General features: G+C 37.6%; 19 protein-coding genes. 17 read left to right on the top strand and 2 right to left on the bottom strand.

Annotated features, from left to right (window positions below; translation table 11 throughout):
* Positions 1-154: 154 nt before the first annotated feature.
* From pepV to AMS59_RS17665, 8 genes are all read left to right on the top strand, one after another.
* Positions 155-1,561, top strand: a complete 1,407-nt coding sequence (gene pepV / locus AMS59_RS17695) for a dipeptidase PepV (RefSeq protein ID WP_053485045.1) — start codon at positions 155-157, stop codon at positions 1,559-1,561.
* Positions 1,562-1,588: 27 nt separating this feature from the next.
* Entirely contained in the window at positions 1,589-2,440 is an 852-nt protein-coding gene (gene dat, locus AMS59_RS17690) for a D-amino-acid transaminase (protein WP_053485044.1), read from the top strand.
* A gap of 202 nt (positions 2,441-2,642) precedes the next feature.
* Positions 2,643-2,807: a hypothetical protein gene (locus tag AMS59_RS25430; RefSeq protein WP_156304708.1), complete on the top strand. Its 165-nt coding sequence runs from the start codon at positions 2,643-2,645 to the stop codon at positions 2,805-2,807.
* A gap of 55 nt (positions 2,808-2,862) precedes the next feature.
* Positions 2,863-3,867, top strand: coding sequence for a hypothetical protein (locus tag AMS59_RS17685; RefSeq protein WP_053485043.1), 1,005 nt, complete (start codon positions 2,863-2,865; stop codon positions 3,865-3,867).
* Positions 3,868-3,870: 3 nt separating this feature from the next.
* A complete protein-coding gene (locus AMS59_RS17680; RefSeq protein ID WP_053485042.1) occupies positions 3,871-4,803 on the top strand; it encodes a diacylglycerol kinase family protein in 933 nt (310 codons plus the stop codon).
* Between the two features lie 112 nt (positions 4,804-4,915).
* Positions 4,916-5,563, top strand: a complete 648-nt coding sequence (trmB, locus tag AMS59_RS17675) for a tRNA (guanosine(46)-N7)-methyltransferase TrmB (protein ID WP_053485041.1) — start codon at positions 4,916-4,918, stop codon at positions 5,561-5,563.
* Positions 5,564-5,574: 11 nt separating this feature from the next.
* Positions 5,575-6,438, top strand: coding sequence for an MBL fold metallo-hydrolase (locus AMS59_RS17670; protein WP_053485040.1), 864 nt, complete (start codon positions 5,575-5,577; stop codon positions 6,436-6,438).
* A 500-nt stretch (positions 6,439-6,938) separates the two neighbouring features.
* Positions 6,939-8,165: a hypothetical protein gene (locus tag AMS59_RS17665; RefSeq protein ID WP_053485039.1), complete on the top strand. Its 1,227-nt coding sequence runs from the start codon at positions 6,939-6,941 to the stop codon at positions 8,163-8,165.
* 334 nt (positions 8,166-8,499) lie between these two features.
* Here the strand turns inward: AMS59_RS17665 and AMS59_RS17660 are convergent, their stop codons facing one another.
* The gene (locus AMS59_RS17660) at positions 8,500-8,814 is read right to left on the bottom strand and encodes a peptidase M4 (RefSeq protein ID WP_053485038.1); all 315 of its coding nucleotides are present in this window, start codon (positions 8,812-8,814) and stop codon (positions 8,500-8,502) included.
* Positions 8,815-9,094: 280 nt separating this feature from the next.
* On the opposite strand from AMS59_RS17660, the gene AMS59_RS17655 reads away from it, so the two are divergent.
* From AMS59_RS17655 to AMS59_RS17620, 8 genes are all read left to right on the top strand, one after another.
* A complete protein-coding gene (locus AMS59_RS17655) occupies positions 9,095-10,171 on the top strand; it encodes a M42 family metallopeptidase (protein ID WP_053485037.1) in 1,077 nt (358 codons plus the stop codon).
* A gap of 74 nt (positions 10,172-10,245) precedes the next feature.
* Positions 10,246-10,767 (top strand): DUF84 family protein, encoded by a 522-nt coding sequence (locus AMS59_RS17650; protein WP_053485036.1) that lies wholly within the window; start codon positions 10,246-10,248, stop codon positions 10,765-10,767.
* Positions 10,768-11,225: 458 nt separating this feature from the next.
* Entirely contained in the window at positions 11,226-12,050 is an 825-nt protein-coding gene (locus AMS59_RS17645; RefSeq protein ID WP_082337561.1) for a DUF1444 domain-containing protein, read from the top strand.
* Positions 12,047-12,661 (top strand): YtpR family tRNA-binding protein, encoded by a 615-nt coding sequence (gene ytpR / locus AMS59_RS17640; RefSeq protein ID WP_053485035.1) that lies wholly within the window; start codon positions 12,047-12,049, stop codon positions 12,659-12,661. Before AMS59_RS17645 ends, ytpR begins: the two co-directional genes overlap by 4 nt.
* A 655-nt stretch (positions 12,662-13,316) precedes the next feature.
* The gene (locus AMS59_RS17635) at positions 13,317-16,436 is read left to right on the top strand and encodes a DNA translocase FtsK (RefSeq protein WP_053485123.1); all 3,120 of its coding nucleotides are present in this window, start codon (positions 13,317-13,319) and stop codon (positions 16,434-16,436) included.
* Between the two features lie 227 nt (positions 16,437-16,663).
* On the top strand, positions 16,664-17,977 hold the full coding sequence (gene murC, locus AMS59_RS17630) for a UDP-N-acetylmuramate--L-alanine ligase (RefSeq protein ID WP_053485034.1): 1,314 nt from the start codon (positions 16,664-16,666) through the stop codon (positions 17,975-17,977).
* 110 nt (positions 17,978-18,087) lie between these two features.
* Positions 18,088-18,594, top strand: a complete 507-nt coding sequence (locus AMS59_RS17625; RefSeq protein ID WP_053485033.1) for a DUF948 domain-containing protein — start codon at positions 18,088-18,090, stop codon at positions 18,592-18,594.
* A 134-nt stretch (positions 18,595-18,728) separates the two neighbouring features.
* On the top strand, positions 18,729-19,229 hold the full coding sequence (locus tag AMS59_RS17620) for a YtxH domain-containing protein (protein WP_053485032.1): 501 nt from the start codon (positions 18,729-18,731) through the stop codon (positions 19,227-19,229).
* A gap of 222 nt (positions 19,230-19,451) precedes the next feature.
* Here the strand turns inward: AMS59_RS17620 and AMS59_RS17615 are convergent, their stop codons facing one another.
* Positions 19,452-21,617, bottom strand: coding sequence for a cell division FtsA domain-containing protein (locus tag AMS59_RS17615; RefSeq protein ID WP_053485031.1), 2,166 nt, complete (start codon positions 21,615-21,617; stop codon positions 19,452-19,454).
* Between the two features lie 181 nt (positions 21,618-21,798).
* On the opposite strand from AMS59_RS17615, the gene AMS59_RS17610 reads away from it, so the two are divergent.
* Complete coding sequence (locus AMS59_RS17610) at positions 21,799-22,884, top strand: bifunctional 3-deoxy-7-phosphoheptulonate synthase/chorismate mutase (protein WP_053485030.1); 1,086 nt, start codon at positions 21,799-21,801, stop codon at positions 22,882-22,884.
* Positions 22,885-22,945 lie beyond the last annotated feature (61 nt).

Below are 22,945 nucleotides of genomic sequence, written 5' to 3'. Positions count from 1 at the left end.
ACAAAAAATTAAACTGTATTTTGTGGGAAAAAGTGAAGAATATGCTATACATGGTAGTGTTAGAGTTGCTTGTGAAAATAGTTGTCAGAAAGATGATTGTAATTTATGGTGTAAAGAGTAGAATAATGTTAATACACTGAAGGAGGTACATCAAATGGATTGGTTACAAGCTGCAAAGGAAAGGCAAGATGAATTGATACAAGAGTTACAGGAGCTTGTGCAAATTAATAGTGTTCACGATGAGAATACGATTACTACTGAAGTACCTTTTGGTGATGGTCCACTAAAGGCTCTTGAATGGTTATTAGCAAAGGGCCAAGTTGAAGGACTGCAAACGAAAAATATTGATAATTATGCAGGTCATATAGAGATGGGTGAAGGTGATGATTTATTAGGTATTTTATGTCATGTTGACGTAGTACCAGTTGGTGATGAATCAAATTGGACATACCCACCTTTTAGCGGCACTATAGCAGATGGTAAGCTATTTGCTCGTGGTGCAATAGATGATAAAGGCCCAACAATTGCGGCATGGATGGCCATGAAACTTGTCAAAGATGCAGGCATTAAGCTTAATAAAAGAGTACGGATGATTATCGGTACGGATGAAGAAACAGGCTTCCGCTGTGTCGACCACTATTTTAAACATGAGGAAATGCCGGCGATTGGATTTGCACCAGATGCGGATTTCCCACTCATCAATGCTGAAAAAGGCATTGCAGAGCTAGTGTTCTCTCAAAATAAAACAGGCGATGCTTCGAAAGAACAGCTATTATTATTTAATGCTGGAAAGCGACCAAATATGGTACCTGATTTTGCAAAAGCAACGGTGCAGTTTGTTTCCTCACAATTTGAACAGAATTTTCACACATTTTTAAGCAAAAATCAGCTAGAAGGCTCTTTATTAATCGAGGGTTCTCACTATATAATAACTATCAAAGGTAAGGCAGCCCATGCAATGGAGCCGGAAAAAGGTGTCAATGCAGCTGTTTATCTTGCAGCATTTTTGCAACAAGAGTTGACGACAGAGGCAAGTAAACAATTTGTCGACTTTACCGCAGATGTTTTTTATCAAGATCATTATGGTAACAAGCTTGATTTACAATTTGAGGACGAAATGTCTGGTAAAACTACATTAAATCCAGGCATTGTAACCTATGATGTGGCTAAAGGTGGCAGTATGGTAATTAGCATGCGTTATTCTGTCACTTATCCGTTTGATGAAAAAATTACGGAAGCACAACGTTTAACTGTAACAAAAGGATTTTCATTGGATATTCAAGATGACTCAAAACCTCACTATGTAAGTGAGGACGATGCATTTATCCAGACTTTAGCAGGTATTTATAGACGTCAAACGGGGGATTATGAAACACCTTTACTTTCTACAGGTGGTGGTACGTATGCACGTGTGATGAAAAAAGGTGTGGCATTTGGCATGCTATTCCCAGGTGAACCTGACGTGGCGCATCGTGCGGATGAGTTTGTCGTCATTGAAAATCTCATAAAAGCAACAGCTATTTATGCTGAAGCAATTGTTGAACTTGCAGGAAACAAATAACTTAAATATGAAAAGGATGAACGAAACATGGCATATTCATTATGGAATGATCAAATCGTTGAAGAAGGATCTATTGCAGTATCTCCAGAAGACAGAGGTTACCAATTTGGTGACGGCATTTATGAAGTAATTAAAGTTTATAACGGAAATATGTTCACAGCACAAGAACACATTGATCGTTTCTATGCGAGTGCCGAAAAAATTCGTCTTGTCATTCCTTATACTAAAGACGTATTACACAAATTATTACATGAACTTATCGAAAAAAATAATTTGGAAACGGGTCATGTTTACTTCCAAATCACACGTGGTACAATTTCTCGTAATCACATTTTCCCAGACGCAAGTGTTCCGGCTGTATTAACAGGGAATGTTAAAGTTGGCGAGCGTTCATATGAAAATTTTGAAAAAGGTGTTAAGGCTACCTTTGTAGAGGATATTCGTTGGTTACGTTGTGATATTAAATCTTTAAACTTATTAGGTGCTGTACTGGCAAAACAGGAAGCATCTGAAAAAGGTTGCTATGAAGCAATTTTACATCGCGGTGACATCGTAACAGAATGTTCATCAGCAAATGTTTACGGCATTAAAGATGGTAAGCTTTATACACACCCTGCAAATAATTTCATTTTAAACGGTATTACACGCCAAGTTATTTTGAAATGTGCGGAAGAAATTAATTTACCTGTTATTGAAGAACCAATGACAAAGGCTGATTTATTAACAATGGATGAGGTCATTGTGTCATCTGTATCTTCTGAAGTAACACCTGTTATCGATGTTGATGGAAACAAAATCGGTGCTGGAGTTCCAGGTGAATGGACTCGTAAATTACAGCAAGCATTCGAGGCAAAATTACCGCTTTCTATTACGAAATAAATGAATTTTCTAAGAGAGCTACCTTAAACTTGGGTAGTTCTCTTTTTCTATAGAACAAATTATGGATGTTTTCTCATGAAACGTCATGTAGAATAAAAAGGATAACTACAGAATAATTACTATCGGGCTTTAACTTCTTTCAGCATCCTCCAAAGAAGTTAAAGCCTCCGGCGGATGTCACGGAATCGGAAAGGAGGGCTTTGTGCAAGCGCAAAGCCGATTCCGGACGCAATTATGCCAAGGAATTGCTAGTAAAAGAGCAAATGTCGATGTAATGAATGCAAATGTCTATTTATCTATATTCAGCAACGCTTTATGTAGAGAAAGCAAAACGACAGCTACAACTGGTTTACCTTCCAAGCAATAGTGGCGAAATTAGCAAATTAGATATAGAGCGAGTAAGATTGGAGTGACCAAAACACATGGCACAATTGGTGAAAATACAAGATTATATATCACGCTATCAAATTGATTTAGCAAGATATCCAACACAATTTGTACGCTTAAAGAACAGTCAATGGGAGCGTGTTAAGCGACAGTGGGAGTTAGGGGAAGAAATTAGTGAGTGGCAACATACCGACGACGATTCAGAAAATGATTCTTTCGCAGAAAAAGAGAAATTCTCTTTATTCAAAAAGATATTTGCAGGTCGTCAGAAGGAAGAAAATGAGGACGTTGAACAAATAGCAATAACGAATGAACTAGTGAGTGATGAAGATAGCATACCAGAAGAAGAAACGACTTTAACGTTTGAACCAAAAATTGTCTACGCACCGCAATCTGTTCATGAATTAAAACGAATGTTTATCGATCAATTTTTCCATTTCCAAATGAAATGGGCAAGTTCAACATTACGTGAAAAGTCGTATGTAGATCCTCGTTTTATGCGTGACCCCTTACTACGAAATTTGTTACAAAAATTACCGGATAATTATTTGCTTTTTTATTATCCTATTTTACAAATTAGAAAAGCACCCATAGAGCTTGAAGTCGTGCTAATGTCACCGACAGAATGTATTTGTATAACAGTGCTAGGAGCGGAAAATCAAGCGGTTTATGTGGGAGGCAGCGAGCGATTCTGGATAAAAAAAGTAGGAACGAAAGATTCAAAAGTCCTTAATCCGATGATAAGTTTAAATCGTATGGAATCGGTATTAACTCAATTATTTAAGCAGGACGATATAAATATGCCAATTCGCAAGGTTATATTAACACAGAATGGCTATTTCGATTATCCAGGGTCACCATACGGAATTCAATTTATTGATCGTCGAAATTATGGAGAGTGGATGGAGCAATTAAGGAAAGCATCCTCTCCTATGAAGCATATGCAAATTCGTGCTTCTCAAACGATTTTAAACAACGTACAAACAACATCCTTTAATCGAGATATTTGGCAGCAATCTTCTCAACCAGCCGGGGATTAGTGAATGCAAGTATTATTTATTGTGAATGAAGCAGCAGGCCACGGCAAAGGTAAGAAAGTTTGGCGTCACCTTCAACAGCATTTAACAATGAACTATGAAGTTGCCTTTACAGAATATGAGGGACATGGACAGGAACTTGCAAAAAATTGGGCGCAAGATGTTCAAACAAAAAAATTAATTGTTATTGTTGGCGGTGACGGCACAATACATGAGGTAGTTAGTGGTGTTGTACATAATAAATTTATAGTGATTGGTGTAGTTCGTGCAGGCTCTGGAAATGATTTCGCACGATACTTTACTACATTTCAAAATGCTTTTCAAATTGAAAGCTATATACAAACAGAAATGGCTCACCTCCCAATGGATGTTGGTGCCGTTCAGTTTGGAGATCCACAGCATGAGATATTTGTCAATAATGCTGGTATGGGCTTTGATGCATTTGTCACAAAGCGTATTAATGAATCTCATTTGAAGTTTTACCTCAATAAAATAGGGCTTGGCAAGCTATCCTACGCTGCGGCAGTTGTAAGAGGGCTATTTAGCTTTGAACGCTTTGATGTAACTATTCGTGCAAACAATCAAGAATGGCAATTTCAGCAGGCATGGTTTGTTGCGATGAGCAATCAACCTTATTTCGGAGGGGGGATGAAAATTTCCCCGTCTTCTAAACCTGATGATGGACAAATCGAAATAACAATTCTTCACGGCATTTCACGACTAAAATTGCTGCTAGTATTTGTCACTGTGTTTTTTGAAAAACATACAAAATTTAAAGAGATTACTTTTTTGCAAGGCAATCAATTTAACATTTTCGTGCACGCAAATAACGTTGATTGTCATACGGATGGTAACTATATTGGAGAAATTAGAGAGGGAACGAGAATTCATTGCACAGTGCAACATAATGCTTGGCAGATTATATCAAAGGAACAATAAAAAATAGCCCCTTACTAAAATATCATTTCGCAATAATTTCATGCGAATTTTATAGTTATACGTTATACTATAAAAAATCAATAATTTCATGAGAAAGAAATGAGGAAAAAAATTGAGATTAAGAAATAAGCCTTGGGCGGAGGAAATGATTACGAGTCATCCAGAGGTGATTGTTCCAAATCCTGAAGACTTTCAAGGGAATTGGCAGGCTGTTTTCGGAAATGACAACCCATTACATATTGAAGTAGGTACTGGGAAAGGTCAATTTGTCACAGGTATGGCCTTGCAAAATCCGGATATAAATTATATTGGCATTGAGCTTTATGACAGTGTAATTGTTTGTGCATTGGAAAAAATTATAGAGGCTAAATCTCCAGCGAATTTACGACTATTAAAAGTAAATGGCGCAGATTTAAATAAATTTTTTGCAAAAAATGATGTAGATCGTGTGTATCTGAATTTCTCAGATCCTTGGCCAAAAACGCGCCATGCTAAGCGACGTTTAACGCACGGGGATTTTTTGAAATTATATGAGTCGATTTTAGTGGATGAGGGGGAAATCCATTTTAAAACGGACAACCGTGGTTTGTTTGAGTATTCATTAACTAGTATTTCTGAATATGGTATGTTACTTAAGTATGTATCACTCGACCTACATGCGAATATGCCTGAGGATAATGTTATGACTGAATATGAGCAGAAATTTTCTGCTAAAGGACAGCCAATTTATCGTCTAGAATCGCAATTCATTACTAAATAGGGGGAGTATGGATGGATCAGTTAAAGTTTCACAATATGTCATTATCATGGCTAAACGGGGGTGTCACTTGCCTTGATGGCGGTGCAATGTTTGGCGTTGTACCAAAACCACTTTGGTCACGCAAATATCCAGTTAACGAAAAAAATCAAATCGAGTTACCAACTGAGCCGATATTAATTCAATATGAAGGTAAAAACTATATTGTTGATACAGGCGTTGGCTTTAACAAATTAAATGAAAAACAGCTACGTAACTTTGGGGTAACTGAGGAATCAACATTAGCGGCTAGCTTACAGGAGCTAGGATTAACAACAGCTGATATTGATGTAGTATTAATGACGCATTTACATTTTGACCATGCTGGAGGTTTAACGCAATGGGAAGATGATGTACTTGTACCAACATTCCCAAATGCAAAAATCTTTGTAACGAAAATTGAGTGGGATGAAATGCGTGAGCCAAATATTCGCTCGAAAAATACGTATTGGAAAGAAAACTGGGAGCCAGTCCAGCACTTAATCGAAACGTATGAAGGTACGTTAGAGGTAGTTCCGGGTATTGAAATGATTCATACTGGTGGTCATAGTGATGGACATGCCGTTATAAAATTGACTCAAAATGGCGAGGTATTATTGCATATGGCAGATATTATGCCAACACATGCACATCAAAATCCATTATGGGTTTTAGCGTATGACGATTATCCAATGGCAAGTGTTTTTGCAAAGGAACGTATAATGAAAGAAGCACTTGCGAATGGCTACGGTTTTATCTTCTACCATGATGCGTATTACCGCATGATTAAATGGGATGAAACAGGTAAAGAAATTGTAGATAAACTAGAACGCAGCAGACAAGCTGTTATTACATTCTAATTAATAGAACGTGCGAACCTTATGTGTTCGCACGTTTTTTTATCGTGTTGAAAATTATTGTGTCAATAAAATTAAAGTAATTAAATAAAGTATCGCTCTTTGGCAAAACTAGGGTTTGATTTCCGTTCCGANAGAGCTTCCTGGGGGCGTCCGATGAGCCGCTTCACTCGCGTTGCTCGCTCCAGGGTCTCATCTGTGACGCTAATCCCCGAGGAGTCGCCCAGTCTCCACTTCAATCAAACACTTCACATAGTATGTATCTCTGGTATGTCACTCTAATTTATAGTGATCAAAACGGAACTTCACTTATTGTTTTATGCAAACGTAAGCTATGTGATAAAAATTATTGTAGTTGTATAGTAGGAACAGAGATCAACTTAACGTTATGAAGATATGCTTAATTGTCTATACCCCATTTTTTTGACACTTTTTTCGTGAACATCTTGGAAAATATGATACACTAAAAGCTACACTAAAACACAAAAGAGAGTTGAAATAACATGGCAACTGAGCAACCATTTTTACCAGTATTACTAGGATCAGATATGAATGCATATGGTATGGCACGTGCATTTTATGAAGCATATGGTATTAAACCACTTGTATTAGGACGTTCACATTTAACGGCAACGCAAGACAGTCATATTATAAATTTCCAAGAGATTGATCGCTTAAATGAACAGGATGTATTTGCACCTGCACTTGCAAAGGTCGCAAAAAAATATTCTGATAAAAAACTACTGTTGTTAGCTTGTGGAGATGATTATGCAAAGCTTATTATCAAAAATAAGCCAGCATTGCAGGAACATTTTACAGTACCATACATTGATGAATCACTTATGGATGAAATTTTATTAAAAGAAAATTTCTATAAAATGTGTGATAAGTATGATTTTAAATATCCAGGTACGACGACTGTAACGGCAGACAATTACGAAAACTTTACACCACCTTTTGATTACCCAATTATTTTAAAGGCATCGAACTCGGTGGAATACTGGGCATGTTCATTCCCAGGTAAGAAAAAAGTATTCGTTGCACATGATGAAGCGGAAAAAACAGCTATTTTAAAAGCGATTTATAGCTCAACTTATCAGGATACAATGATTATTCAAGAATTCATTCCAGGTGATGATTCTTATATGCGTGTATTAAATGCGTATGTAGGGAAAGATGGCAAAGTGAAGCTAATGTGTCTAGGAAACCCAATCTTAGAGGAGCACTCGCCTGAAGGGATCGGTAGTTATGCAGCTATTATTACAACATACGATAAAGAGTTAATGGACCAAGTACGTGTCTTCTTAGAGGATATCGGTTATACAGGCTTTGCTAACTTCGATATGAAATACGATATGCGTGACAAACAGTATAAGTTGTTTGAAATTAACTTACGTAATGGCCGCTCTAGCTATTATGTAACAGCAAGTGGTCATAATTTAATGAAGTATGTAGCTGATGATCATATGTTAAATATTGAACAGGAAGTAACTTATGTTCAGGACAAGCATTTATGGATGATCATTCCTAAGGGTGTATTATTCAAATATGCATCAAATGAAAAGCTTAAACTAGAAGCTAAAAAATTAATTCGTGAAGGGAAATATACAAACTCTCTTTACTTTAATCAAGATATGAATGCGAAACGTTGGGTGAAACTAACGTTAAATAATTTAAATTATTATCGAAAATATAAAAAATACTTCAACAATAAAGGATTGTCTGAGTAAAACAAAGAAGCCATCTCAAATGAGATGGCTTCTTCAAGTTGTTGAAAAACTATAGACCCTATTAAATAAAGTATGGCTCTTCGGCAAAGCGAGAGGTTGATTTCCGTTCCGACTGGGCGCTTTCCTGGGGGCGTCCGATGAGCCGCTTCACTCGCGATGCTCGCTCCAGGGTCTCATCTGTGACGCTGATCCCCAAGGAGTCGCCCAGTCTCCACTCCAATCAACCACATTACTTAGCATGTATATAACTCTGTACAAAGAAACCATCTCAAATAAATGAGATGGCTTCTTTTGTAGGGTTCTATAATATTTGTTCGTGTATTACTGTGTAAGATTATACTTCTTGTAGTTCTACTACAACACCTGAGCGTGCGTCAGCAGCAAATTCAAATGTTTGCATTTCGCCCTCATGTAAACGAGAGATACCTCCACGGTAAACTGGAATAGTCATAATGCCGTTTGAGAAATTGTCTGTTTTCATAAAAATCCAAGAACCGTCAATCGGTGAATCCTTTTTAAATTCCTTTTTTATGTTTTCGAGTACTTGTCCTGCAGGTACATACGGAGAAACCTTTTCACTTGCTTCTTTAACAATGACTGCGGCAGCTAGGCCAGTAGCAACACCAATTAAAAAATCGCGTAATTTCATGCCTTTTTCCTCCTTTTTCTATAGCTTCATTTTAACATAGCATACGGAGTGAATGCACGTTCACACTTTAACACTTTTTAGGAAATGTATCAATATTTCGAATTTGAAAATCGATTTCGCCTAGATAAATATTTCAGAAAAATTGGGACAACCTAAGAAGATGAACTGCACTCTCTTTTATCTCACTACGTATTGAAAAATGGGAGTCTTCTGCTGAATATAGATAAATATGTTACAATGGGCAAGGAAGAATATTCTACTTCGTGGGGAGAGAGTCATCATGAAAGAGGAAACATTACAATTATTCAAAACATTAACGGAATTACCAGGCGCTCCGGGTAATGAACATGCAGTACGTGCGTTCATGCGTTCTGAGTTGGAAAAGTACTCAGATGAGATCGTTCAGGATAATTTAGGGGGTATTTTCGGTGTGAGGCATAGTGAAGTTGCTGATGCACCAAAAGTGTTAGTTGCTGGCCATATGGATGAAGTGGCATTTATGGTTACTTCTATTACCGATAACGGGATGATCCGCTTCCAAACATTAGGTGGTTGGTGGAACCAAGTTATGCTAGCGCAACGTGTTGAAGTATTTACTAAAAATGGTGCGATTCCTGGTGTAATTTCATCAATACCACCACATTTATTAACAGATGCTGAACGTTCAAAACCGATGGATATTAAAAATATGCTAATAGATGTTGGCGCAGACAATAAAGAAGATGCTATTGCACTTGGCGTTCGTCCGGGTCAATCTATTATCCCTGTCTGCCCATTTACACCAATGGCCAATCCGAAAAAAATTATGGCCAAAGCTTGGGATAACCGCTATGGCTGTGGATTGGCAATTGAATTGATGAAAGAAGTAAAAGGTGAAAAGCTAGCCTCGCATTTATATTCAGGTGCCAATGTAATGGAAGAAGTTGGTCTGCGTGGTGCTCAAGTATCCGCAAATATGATTAAACCGGATTTATTCTTTGCTCTAGATGCTTCACCTGCGAATGATATGTCAGGAGAAAAAAATCAATTTGGTCAACTTGGAAAAGGGACATTATTACGTATTCTTGACCGTACGATGGTTACACATAGAGGTATGCGTGAATTCATCTTAGATACTGCTGAAACGAATAATATCCCTTATCAATATTTTGTATCACAAGGTGGTACGGATGCAGGTCGTGTGCACACAGCAAATGACGGTGTTCCTAGTGCAGTAATTGGTGTTTGCTCACGCTATATTCATACATCTGCTTCAATCATTCATATTGATGACTATGCAGCTGCAAAAGCTTTAATTGTGGAACTAGTGAAGAAAGCAGATCGTTCGACATTAGCAACGATTCGCGCTAATGTGTAAAGTAACACCCGAAAGAAGTTAGAAGGTGCCTTTAGGGGCATCTTTTTCTATGCAAAGAAAGAGGGATTTGAAAAATGAACATAGCTATTGGGACAACAAATAAAGCAAAAACAGAGGCAGTTGAAGTGATAGCTAAAAAATATTTTGATAAACCGAATTTCACCTACGTTAAGGCTGCTTCACAAGTTTCTGAGCAACCGATGACTCATGACGAAACACGATTGGGAGCAATTAACCGTTCGCAAAACGCAATCAAAGAGACGGGTGCGCAATTATCGTTTGGATTAGAGGGTGGAGTGACTGAAATTGATGGTGTAATGTACGTTTGTAACTGGGGAGCACTTACAATATCAGATGGCACAACTTATACAGCTGCTGGAGCACAAATTATATTACCAGAAGAAATTGCCCAGGAAATAAGAGCTGGGAAGGAACTTGGGCCTGTAATGGAACACTATACACAACGCCGAGATATCCGACAAGGTGCGGGAGCTGTAGGTGTCTTCACACAAGGGTTAGTAAGTCGTCAGATGATGTTCGAGCATATAGTCTCGCTTCTTCTTGGTCAATATTTATTTACATTAGCCCATGAGTAGTATCTTTTGAAGTTGCAACTTTAAAATATTTAAGGATAGTATTTTTGACATTGCAGTTGTTTCGAAAAACGATCATGAAAATGAATTTGAGCTTATTGTAAGTAGCGGTGATGTAAAAATGACGACCATTTCTCAGGCAAAACATATTAATAATAATTTACACAAGATGACGAAAATCGTTCATTCGGTTAAGATTAAATAATTGGATAGTTTTGAACAGGACGGTTCACAAACATGTGAGCCGTTTTCTCTTCATTCCATAAATATTAAGCTACAATTGACTCCTACCTCTATAGTTGATGAGTTAAATAAGGATGTAATTCATTTTCGAAAGATACCCAAATAGGCTGTAATAGAGGAACTCAGTTTATAAAAGTCACATCCTGTGACAATTTATCTGCGCGACAGCGGGTTTTACGCCAAAATTAAATTGATTATGAAGAAAGGATGTGAGCTAGGTGAAACAAATTAAATCAGAACAACTTGTGTCCCTATTAAAACAACAATTGAATGAGGAAAAGTTTGATTTTGAATTTGATAAAAAGTACGATAAATTACGCTTAAACCATAAAAAAATTGGTAAAGGGATGGAACTATCTCTACCAGGTATTTTAGCAAAATATAATGATAAGCAAGGCGCTGCAATCGATGAAGTCGTTTATACAATCGAGCAAACATTTAATGCTATGGAGCAAGAGATGGAACAAGGATTCCAAACTACCAGACAAATATATCCAGTTATTCGCGCAACATCCTACCCTCAAGCCTCGAAGGAGGGACATGCATTCATCACTACTGAGCATACAGCAGAAACACGTATTTTTTATGCGCTTGATTTAGGAAAAACTTATCGTTTTATTGATGAATCCATGTTAGAGGTACTACAATTAACAGTAGAGCAAATTCGTGAAATGGCACGATTTTCTGTTAAGCAACTACCAACTGTTTATAAGAAAGATGAAGTCGCAGGGAATATTTTCTATTTCGTTAATGCTAATGATGGCTACGATGCAAGTCGCATTTTAAATGAAAACTTTTTGAAAGAGATGCAGACTAACATTGAGGGTGACATGACGTTGTCTGTGCCGCATCAGGATGTTTTAATAGTAGGTGATATTCGTAATGAAACAGGGTATGATGTATTAGCGCAGATGACGATGCATTTCTTCACTGTCGGTACAGTACCGATTACGTCATTATCTTTTATTTATGAAGATGGGGAGCTAGAACCGATCTTTATATTAGCAAAAAACAGAGTTAAAAAGGAGCAAGAGAAACAATGAATGTATTTTACAACAAAGAGCATGTAGGAGATGTATTGCTAGTACAATTAGCTACAGAATCAATCGTGAAAACAGAGGTAGAACGTGCAGGTGATATCGCTATTTTAAAGGAAGCACAGACTGGAGAAATTAAAGCATTTAATTTATTTAATGCTAGTAACTATATTCAAACTGATGCAAAAGGCCTGGTTGAAGTTACTCCAGAATTAGTAGCACAGCTAGAGGCAGCTATTGCAAAAAATGGAGCTGTAATCAGCCTTAATGTAGATTTTTCTCCAAAATTTGTCGTAGGCTATGTAGAAACAAAGGACAAGCATCCAAATGCTGATAAACTAAGCATTTGTTCTGTAAACGTAGGTGAAGAAACATTACAAATTGTATGTGGAGCACCGAATGTGGAAGCAGGTCAAAAGGTTGTCGTAGCCAAAATTGGTGCAGTAATGCCTTCTGGAATGCTTATTAAAGAGGGTAATTTGCGAGGTGTTGATTCATACGGAATGCTATGTTCAGCACGCGAATTAGCAATACCAAATGCACCTTCTGAAAAAGGAATTTTAGTATTACCAGAAGATGCGATAACTGGTAGTGCGTTTGAAACGCCAACTAGATAAAGCCTTCGGAAGCACTGTTTAGCTGTGCGAAAGCGAAGCGGCAGCAACAAGTGCTTTCTGTGCGATAGCACAATTAATGCCAAGACAAAATTGATTATATGTACTTAAAATCGTTATGCTACTAATATGCTAGTAACATAACGATTTTTTTGTCTAGAATGAGCCTCTAAATGCAAGTTTCTATTACATTTTTATGGTATGCTTTTTGTTATAGACATTTAACTTCTTTCAGCAATTATTTTCTGTACCGAAAGCGTAGCGACAGGTACAGATGTTTTGTGTAACGTAAGTGAAACGGCAGTTACAGATGTTTTGTGTAACGTAAGTGAAACGATAGTTACAGATGTTTTGTGTAACGTAAGTGAAACGGCAGTTATAGAAGTCTCCTACCTCTATAGGTGGTGAGATGAATGCAGTTTTATGCTACTTTTCAGCGGGTGTCCAAATACTCGTTGAAATAGAGGAACTCAGGCTAAAATCATCGCATCCTTGCGATAACGGAACTGACATGTATCATGTTGTTGCTGTCGATTCGCTTGCGCACAAAAAACATCTGCAGGCCTAACCACAAAGCTGATTCCAGACGCAATTATGCCGAGGCATAATTGATTTAGTTAATGCTATAAATGAAGTGTAAGAGAAATGAGTGAACAATGTGAATTGGTTAAAAAAACAAATGGATAAATTTATAAATAGAGATAACAATGATTACGAATATGAAGAGTTTTATGAAGACTATGACGAAGAACAATCTGAGCAGCAGCATTCATTTAAAGAAACAACTGCAAAGCACAAAACCTTTCGTTTTCCGTTAATTGAGGATGAGGAATTTTCAGCTCCACCATCAACACCATCATCAAAAGAAGCATTCAATCAAAAGGACGATGCATACTCCGGACAAATTGAAGATTTATCGCTACCGAGGCATTTAAATAATCATATTGTGGATTCGAGTGTTTATGATATTGAGGTTTCAGGCATTCGAGAACTATTAGCAAATCGAACGAAGAGAACCGGTAGAACGACGATTACACGAAGTCAGCCTGAACAGGAGAATCGTTCAAAAGCAAGACTTGTTTTTCGAGATGCGCAAAACGAGCTACCGACTTCGCATAAAGCTTCGAATTATCAAGTAGAAAAGACAGATGAAAGTGGTTTACCTGAAAATCGCAAGCGTTTTGTACCAACTGATGTTCCGTCACCAGTCTATGGTTTTGCTAAGCCGAGCCCAATTGAACAGTTATTAGAGAAACGGCAGGAAGTGCACGACAAAAAAGAGTTAGAAATATCTACTGCATCTAAGTCTTTAAAAGAAGCGACAACAAATGAGGCTATTGAAAATATACTAGAAGAAAGAGAGCCTATTTGCGCAGTTCAGAAAGATGGACCTGAACAGCTTGAAATTCCTAAATCAATTGAAGCATCAGCAAAGCAACCGATTACTTTTGATGATCAATTAATGGACGAAACAGATCATCCTAGTGATAAAACGAAGTCGGAATTACCTGTGCTGGAAACAACTTCTTTCGCCGTAGAATTTGAAAACCAAGTGAAAGAAGCCGTTCAACATGAGCTGAATGTTGAACAACTTTCAGCTGATCAATCAGAAATCCGTGTAAAAGAAGTAGTTGTAGAACAATTGCAAATCGAAAATTCTACCATCCACATTGGTGAAGTTACAGTAGTCCAGCCTTCAATGAATGAAGACGATGTGCAAGGTTTATTGCAAGAACAATCTTCACAATCTTTAGAACAACAACCTATTGAAAAGAAAGAAAAAAGTGGCATTCCATTTAATGTTTTAATGCTAAAAACTGATAAAGAAAAATGGAGAGTCCAACAAAAGCAATTTAAAAATACAAAGTCGACACCAACAAATGTTGAAAAAGGTCAAGAGGAACAGGAGCCTTCTTCTGAGCTTATTAATTTGGAGGCAGACCATCAATTAGTGCAATCCGATAAAGAATTTCAACAATCAATAGATTTAGAGATTAGTGAGTTAGAGACGGACAATAAAATAGCACCACAATCGACGGAGGAAAACGAGGGTTCTGATCAAAATATTGCCCCATTCAATGCTGCAACAGAGAGTATATCAGTCATTACGATGGCACCAGTAACATCGATGTCCAACGTTTCGACATTAGAAAAGACAGTAATTGATATCGAGAGTTTCGACGAAATTTCAGCAACTACCGAAATGGAAGTAGAAACAACTACTGAACAGGAGCTTACTACCGAAAACGAACATGTAGTTATTCCCGAGAAGTCTGTTGACACAGGAGAATATCCAGAGCAATCTCCCGTATTAGAAGAAACATTGGTGGAAGAACAAGTAATGGAAATACCTCGAAAACCTGTTCATGTGTATCAAAAGCCAGATGATGAGTTTTTAGAGCCACCTGAGGAAAAAACACAAGATACTGAGTGGATGGAGCAACAGGGAGATACATTGGTCGAAGCTTTGTCTTATTTCCAAGTCTCAGCTCAAATAGAATCCATTATGCAAGGACCTGCCGTGACACAATTTGAAATAACAGTGAGTCATGGTACGAAGGTTAGCAAAATCCGCAATCTAGCAGATGATTTGAAACTTGCACTGGCAGCGAAAGACATCCGCATCCAAGCTCCGATTCCTGGGAAGAGCTCAATTGGCATTGAGATACCGAACCGTGTATCTCGCGCTGTTCGATTATCAGAAGTGACAAATAGTCCTTCTTTCCTCGAGTCAGATTCACCGTTAGAAGCAGCATTGGGTCTGGATTTAACAGGGAAGCCAGTAACCATTGATTTACGAAAAATGCCACATGGCTTAATTGCCGGAGCTACAGGTTCTGGTAAATCGGTTTGTATCAATTCGATTTTGGTTAGTTTATTATATAAAGCTGCACCACATGAATTAAAGCTGATGCTTATCGATCCTAAAATGGTAGAATTAGCACCGTTTAATCATATTCCACATTTAGTTAGCCCAGTCATTACAGATGTGAAGGCTGCTACAGCCGCACTGAAATGGGCAGTGGAGGAAATGGAGCGTCGTTATCAGTTATTTGCGCATGCAGGTGCACGTGATATTACACGTTATAATGCAATTGCGGATAAAAATAATGAACATAGCTTAAAATTACCGTATATTTTAATTGTCATTGATGAATTGGCAGATTTAATGATGATGTCTCCTGCCGATGTTGAGGAGGCAATTTGTCGTATTGCGCAAAAGGCACGTGCTTGTGGTATCCATTTAATTGTTGCAACTCAAAGACCGTCTGTTGACGTTATTACAGGCCTTATTAAATCAAATATTCCTACACGTATTGCTTTTGCGGTATCTTCACAAATCGATTCACGTACAATTTTAGATGCGCAAGGTGCAGAAAGATTGCTTGGACGAGGCGATATGTTATATTTAGGTAATGGTATGTCTGCTCCGGTGCGTTTGCAGGGAACATTTGTGACAGATGATGAAATTGAAGCGATCATTGAGCATGTTCGTGAGCAAGGAGAGCCTGATTATATATTCGATCAAGAGGAACTTTTAAAGAAGACGGAGGTTTCCGCGGAGCAAGATGAACTGTTCGAGGATGTATGTCGATTTGTCTATGAGCAGGGAGGAGCCTCTACTTCCTTAATTCAGCGCAAATACCATATTGGCTATAATCGTGCTGCTCGTTTAATCGATATGTTGGAATCGCATGGCTTTGTGTCTGAGGCACGTGGCAGTAAACCACGAGAAAGTTACATTACAGAAGAAGATTTAATTGCTATGTTTGAATAAGAATTACATTGTTTTCGTATAGATTATCTTATTCACGTCAAAATTAGTATTTTTAGAAAAGTTACACATTTATCCTTGTGCATAAATAGTGCTATAATAGACGTTATATGATGATTAGTACGTATTTTTTAGTACTTGCAAAGGTATTAATACCTAATAATTAGTGGAAAATACGATACACCTAATAGATGATAGAAGGGATATTGAATTCCCGGGGGGTTTAATTAATGACAGTTTTTCATTTCACAGGCATTAAAGGTTCTGGCATGAGTTCACTTGCACAAATCTTATTTGATGCTGGTGAACAAGTACAGGGCTCAGATGTTGAAAAATATTTCTTCACGGAACAGCCGTTACGTGAGCGTAATATTCCAATTTTTACATTTAATGCAGATAATATTAAAGAAGGTATGACAGTTATTGCAGGGAATGCATTTCCTGATGACCATCCTGAATTAGAGCGTGCTCGTGAAATCGGTGTAGAAGTTATTCGCTACCATAAATTTTTAGGTGAATATATCGGTAATTATACGTCGATTGCCATTACGGGTGCGCATGGTAAAACATCTACGACAGGCTTAATGGCTCATGTTGTAGGAGGTTATAAACCAACTTCTTATTTAATTGGAGATGGAACAGGAGCTGGACATGAAAGTGCTGACTTCTTTGTGATGGAAGCATGTGAATACCGTCGACACTTTTTAGCTTATAATCCTGATTACGCGGTAATGACTAATATTGATTTTGACCATCCAGACTACTTTGCAAACATAGAGGATGTTTATTCAGCCTTTCAATCATTAGCATTACAAGTTAAAAAAGCAATTATTGCTTGCGGTGATGATGAACATCTACAACGTATTCAAGCGAAAGTACCTGTTGTTTATTATGGATTTGGAGCTGAAAATGATTTTGAGGCTCGTAATGTTGAAAAAACAACAAAGGGTACAAAATTTGATGTATTTGTCCGCAATGAATTTTATAGTACTTTCTTTATCCCATTGTTTGGAGATCATGCGGTATTAAATACTTTAGCTGTTATTACACTTTGCCAATATGAAGGTATTTCACCAGACATCGTTCAAGAACGTTTAAACACATACAAAGGTGTAAAAAGACGTTTTACAGAAACGGATATTGGGAATAATGTTTTAATAGATGACTACGCACACCATCCAACTGAAATCCGTGCAACGATTCAATCGGCACGACAAAAATTTCCGGATCGTGAGTTAGTAGCTATTTTCCAACCACATACATTTACACGTACACAAGCTTTTTTACAGGATTTTGCGGATAGTCTAAGTCTTGCAGATACAGCATACTTATGTGATATTTTTGGTTCTGCAAGGGAAACACAAGGCGCACTTTCAATCCAAGATTTAGCAACTTTAATTGAAGGCAGTGCAGTGATTACCACTGAAGGAATTGAAGTGTTAACAAAGCATAAGAGCGCAGTATTTTTATTTATGGGCGCAGGCGATGTTCATAAATTCCAAGATGCTTTTGAAGACGTGCTAAAAAACAACGAAACAGCTTAGTCCGTAAGGAATAAGCTGTTTTTTCTCAAAATGAGAAGGAATTCAGTTTTTTTTGTCGAAAATAAGGAAAGTAATAGTAAAGAGAATTTTTACTTGCAGGAGGTCTAGTTATGGAAGTTATTTTGTATATTGCAGCAATCATTGCAGCAATCGGTTTTTTAATTTTTTGTGTGAGCGTTGGCATGACATTATTTTCGCTCAAACCAATCCTTAACAGTTTAGCAAAAACATTATCGGGTATTGAAGGACAAATGGAAGGGATAACACGTGAAACGACTTCTTTACTTTCCAAAACAAATAGCTTGGCAGAGGATATTCAAGAAAAATCCGAACAGTTAAATTCTGTTGTTCATGCAGTCAAAGGAATTGGCGACTCTGTAAATGGTTTAAATACATCTGTACAGCAAATTACTTCTTCAATTTCAAATAGTGTGGAACAAAATGAAGAAAAAATTGCACAAGTTGTTCAATGGAGCAATGTCGCAATGGGTATTGCAGATAAGTGGAAGAAACGCAAAATTATCGATCAGGCCAATGAGGTGGTTCAAGAAGATGTTTATTCTTCTGAATCAGAGCAGTCGGAAAAGTCGAAAAGAAAATGGGGCCGAAAAAAATAATTATTGTTCGGTAGACATTAAATGTCAACGGAATAAATATAAAGTCTTAGGCATATGTTGAAGAATGCATCCGCGAAAGCAGATGGACAACCAATCTAAGCAAATTAGATAATAAGATGGGGAGGAATTGTTGCATGACAACTCAAAAGCCAAATTATAATGAAGTGAAGGAACAACAACTAGAAAGTTCATTGCCACAGCTTTATCAACCGCAAGAATCGATCTATGAAGAGGAGCGAGTGAACATGAAGGATTTTGTTATTGGCGCATTAGTTGGGGGTATAGTAGGTGCAGCAGCAGGTTTATTACTAGCTCCAAAATCAGGGAAAGATTTACGTAGTGATGTAGCAGTACAAGCTGTTAACTTAAAAGATAAGAGTGCAGATTTCTCGACAACTGCAAAAGATAAAACGGTTCAATTATCTAAACAAATTCAAGAACAATCTACACAATTAGTAGAGAAAGTAAAAACATTAAAATCAGCAAAAGCACCAACTGTTTTTGACGATGGTACTGTTTCTTTTGAGGGTGAAGAGCCACTGGAGGATTTCATCCCTAGTGAGGAGCCTAAAGCAGAGGATGCTAGTGAAAAAAAGGAACAAGCTGAAGAAAAAAGTGAAGAAGTTCGCGCATAATAGATAAAAGGGATACGCTACATCTTATCATAGATGTAACGTATCCCTTTTTTTATTGTTAAGGAAACTATGGATTTTTTGCCTGTGGATAAACTAGAGCAAAGTCGTCGTCTAGGCTAAAACGCTACATCCTCGAGGTCGCTTCGATCCCTCGGGCAAAAGTGGTGGAGCGTTTACTTTTGCTTCGGGCTCTCCAGCGCTTGTCGGATGTAAACGAGCGCTTTAGCGCATTTGTTCAGATATAGGCGCTATTTCTAGTAAAATCTCTAATTTATCCCCGCCGAAAATCTCCATATCGAAGCTTGCCGGTTGACCATTTCGTAAAATTGTAAAATTACCTTTAAATGTAGTAGGTAGTTGCCAATTAGAGAAGCGGAACACATCTTGATATATCCAACGACTTCGGTCTTTTTCTTTAAATGAAATTATTGCTCCATTTGGAACGGTTGAAAGAGGTGAAACTACTACATGATTAACGAGAACTTCGTTGGCCATCTTCTTCAGCTCTAACACTTCGTTTTGAAAGTGTATGATGATTTTATCCTCAAGTAAAACATTCATTTGGTCAGCAATCCGTTGAACAGTAGGAAATGATTGTTGCTGAAACGTAATAACATCACTATCTTGTACAGCATATGACATTTTTGATGGTTTACCATTCATCATTAAATGGGCTGAAAACTCTGGTAAATAAAGTGGCTTTCCGTCCACTTGAATATAAAAGGACTCAAATTGTTTTAATAACTCCCAATTATTTGTGAGCTTAAATACATCCTCGACTGTTTCGGCTATTTCAAACATCACAACATCTCGATCATTTAAAGCACTATCGAGTGATGCAGGGGAACCACTAACAGTTATTTGTGGTTCAATTACATATTTTGTATGTTGAATTGTAATGGTTTTAATCGAAGCATCATCTACAATATCTCTCACTGTAGCAATCGCTGGCTGACCGTCTTGGCCTTCAATTAACTGGATGGCATCGCCTGTTTTAATCATTGTTTTTGTGGATGCCTGATGACCATTCACTAAAATTTCCGCCGGTTGACCGTGACCACCAGGGATGAAAATATCTTGTCCATTGACATTCACTGATAATCCATGTCCTGGTTTTCCATATAACTGCTTTGCTCGAATATTGGCTGCTAAAAATGCATCGGCAACGGTCATTTCCTTTAATTCAAAAAGGCGAACGACTTGTTCATTGACTGTTAGGCTCATATATTGAATAGGCATTTTTTTTGCTGCGATGGCAATACCGATTGGGGTCACCAATTCAGGAGATGCTTTAATATGATCTTCCTTCGTTAAGTTTTGAATGGCGTCAATCCCTCGAACGGCAATGCGATTGGCAGGTAAATCTAGTACTAACCCAAGTTCGGTTGTAAGATTTGGTGTTAAGCTACCTCCACCAACAAGCATTACCGCCTTAGGAGCTATGCGATTATTAAGACGCAAAATTTCTTCCCCAATGGCTTTTGCCAGTTGCTTAACAGCAGGATCAATTGCTTGAAGAACATCTTCTTTCGGATAAAATTGATCAAAGCCTAAAATATCTTGAATTAAAATTTCTTCTTCTGTTTGCAGTTGACGTTTCGCTTTTTCGGCAACTGGGAAGTCGAGTAAGTAGTGGTCACTTAAAGCCTCTGTTATTTCATCACCAGCTGTTGGTACCATACCATATGCGACAACAGTACTTTTATCAGTAATGGCAATATCAGATGTACCAGCACCAATATCAACAAGCGCCACATTTAAACGACGCATTGTTGGGGGGATAAGTACATTAATAGCTGCAATAGGTTCTAATGTTAGTGCATCCATTTCTAAATCCGCGCGTTTAAGAGCCGCTATAAGTGATTCTACGACAACTCGTGGCAAGAACGTAGCAATAACTTCAATTTGTGCTTCATCTCCTTGCTGATCGAGTAGGCTACCAATTTCTTCGCCATCTAAACGGTAGTATAAAACAGAATAACCAACACAATAATAGTGACTTATTTTAGCGTCTTCTTTGTGTTGAAGGAGCTGTTGCTGTGCCTGTTGAACAGCTTGCAGTTCTAAACGACTTATATCTTCTTCCGTAAAAATAGGTCGATTACGTATATTGATCGCCACGCTTGCTTGTTCTGTTTTCAATGAGCGACCAGCCGCAGCGACACTCACTTTAGTTAAAGGACCATGCTTCTCTTCAAGTTCATGTTTAATTTCATTGATTAAATCTGCCACATACATGACATTATGTATTTGACCATCAACCATGGCGCGTTCTTTATGTTCTTTTACTAAGATGTCCTCCACGTGAAAGCGGTCATTATCTTCAGCTAAAATAATGCCTACTACAGAACGTGTACCGATATCAAGTGCAAATAATTTTGAACTCAATGTACTCGCTTCCTTTCTCGTAATATGTTAATATAGTTGTATAGTTTAGCGAGTTGAAGCGCTAAATTAAAAATGCGTGACATTCTGTGCAACATTGATTATAATGTTGCTAATATCTAAAAATGTAACATACATTTCAGAGTTCTGGAAGTGTCTGTCATGAGGAGAGGAGCAAGAAAGCATGAGCCAAAAAGATTTAGAAAGCTTACGTAGTCAAATTGACGGTTTAAACTTAGAAATTCTTCGTCTAATTAACGAACGTGCAGAAGTAGTTGATGAAATCGGTAAGATTAAAGAAAAACAAGGTGTGAATCGCTATGATCCATTACGTGAACGACACATGCTTGATCTTATTAAAGAACACAATCAAGGTCCATTAAACCAAATGACGGTTGATTATATATTTAAGCAAATTTTTAAAACAGCTTTAAAACAACTTGAAGCGGATAAGAAAAAAGAATTACTTGTATCTCGTAAGAAAAAGTCAGAAGATACTGTCATTAATGTAAATGGTGAACTGATTGGCCAAGGAAAACCATCTTTCGTATTTGGACCTTGTGCTGTAGAATCATACGAGCAAGTAGCAGCAGTAGCAGCATCTATTAAAGCAAAAGGTGAAAAGTTAATTCGTGGCGGTGCATATAAACCACGTACTTCTCCATATGACTTCCAAGGTCTTGGATTAGAAGGGCTTAAAATCTTAAAACGTGTGTCTGAGGAATTCGGTTTAGGCGTTATTACGGAAATTGTTACACCAGGTCATTTAGAGGAAGCATTAGATTACATCGATGTCATCCAAATCGGTGCACGTAATATGCAAAACTTCGAATTATTAAAAGCAGCGGGTGCAACAAATAAACCTGTCCTTTTAAAACGAGGCTTAGCAGCGACAATTGATGAATTCATTCACGCAGCAGAATACATTATGTCTAAAGGAAATGAGAACATCATTCTTTGTGAGCGTGGTATTCGTACTTACGAAAAAGCAACGCGTAACACATTAGATATTTCTGCTGTACCAATTTTAAAACAAGAAACGCATTTACCAGTATTTGTAGACGTAACGCATTCAACAGGTCGTCGTGATTTACTATTACCATGTGCTAAGGCAGCAATTGCTATTGGAGCTGATGGCGTCATGGCAGAGGTGCATCCAGATCCATCTGTAGCACTTTCTGATTCACAACAACAAATGGATATTCCAACATTTGATGCTTTCTACCAAACACTACAAAATTTCATGAAGAGCCATGAAATCAATGCATAATTGTTTAATAAACACCGCTTGCTTTAATCGGCAGGCGGTGTTTACTATATAGTGACAAAAT

The sequence above is a fragment of the Lysinibacillus sp. FJAT-14745 genome (assembly GCF_001275675.1).
Classification (GTDB): Bacteria; Bacillota; Bacilli; order Bacillales_A; family Planococcaceae; genus Lysinibacillus.
This window is presented reverse-complemented; position numbering and strand designations above follow the sequence as displayed.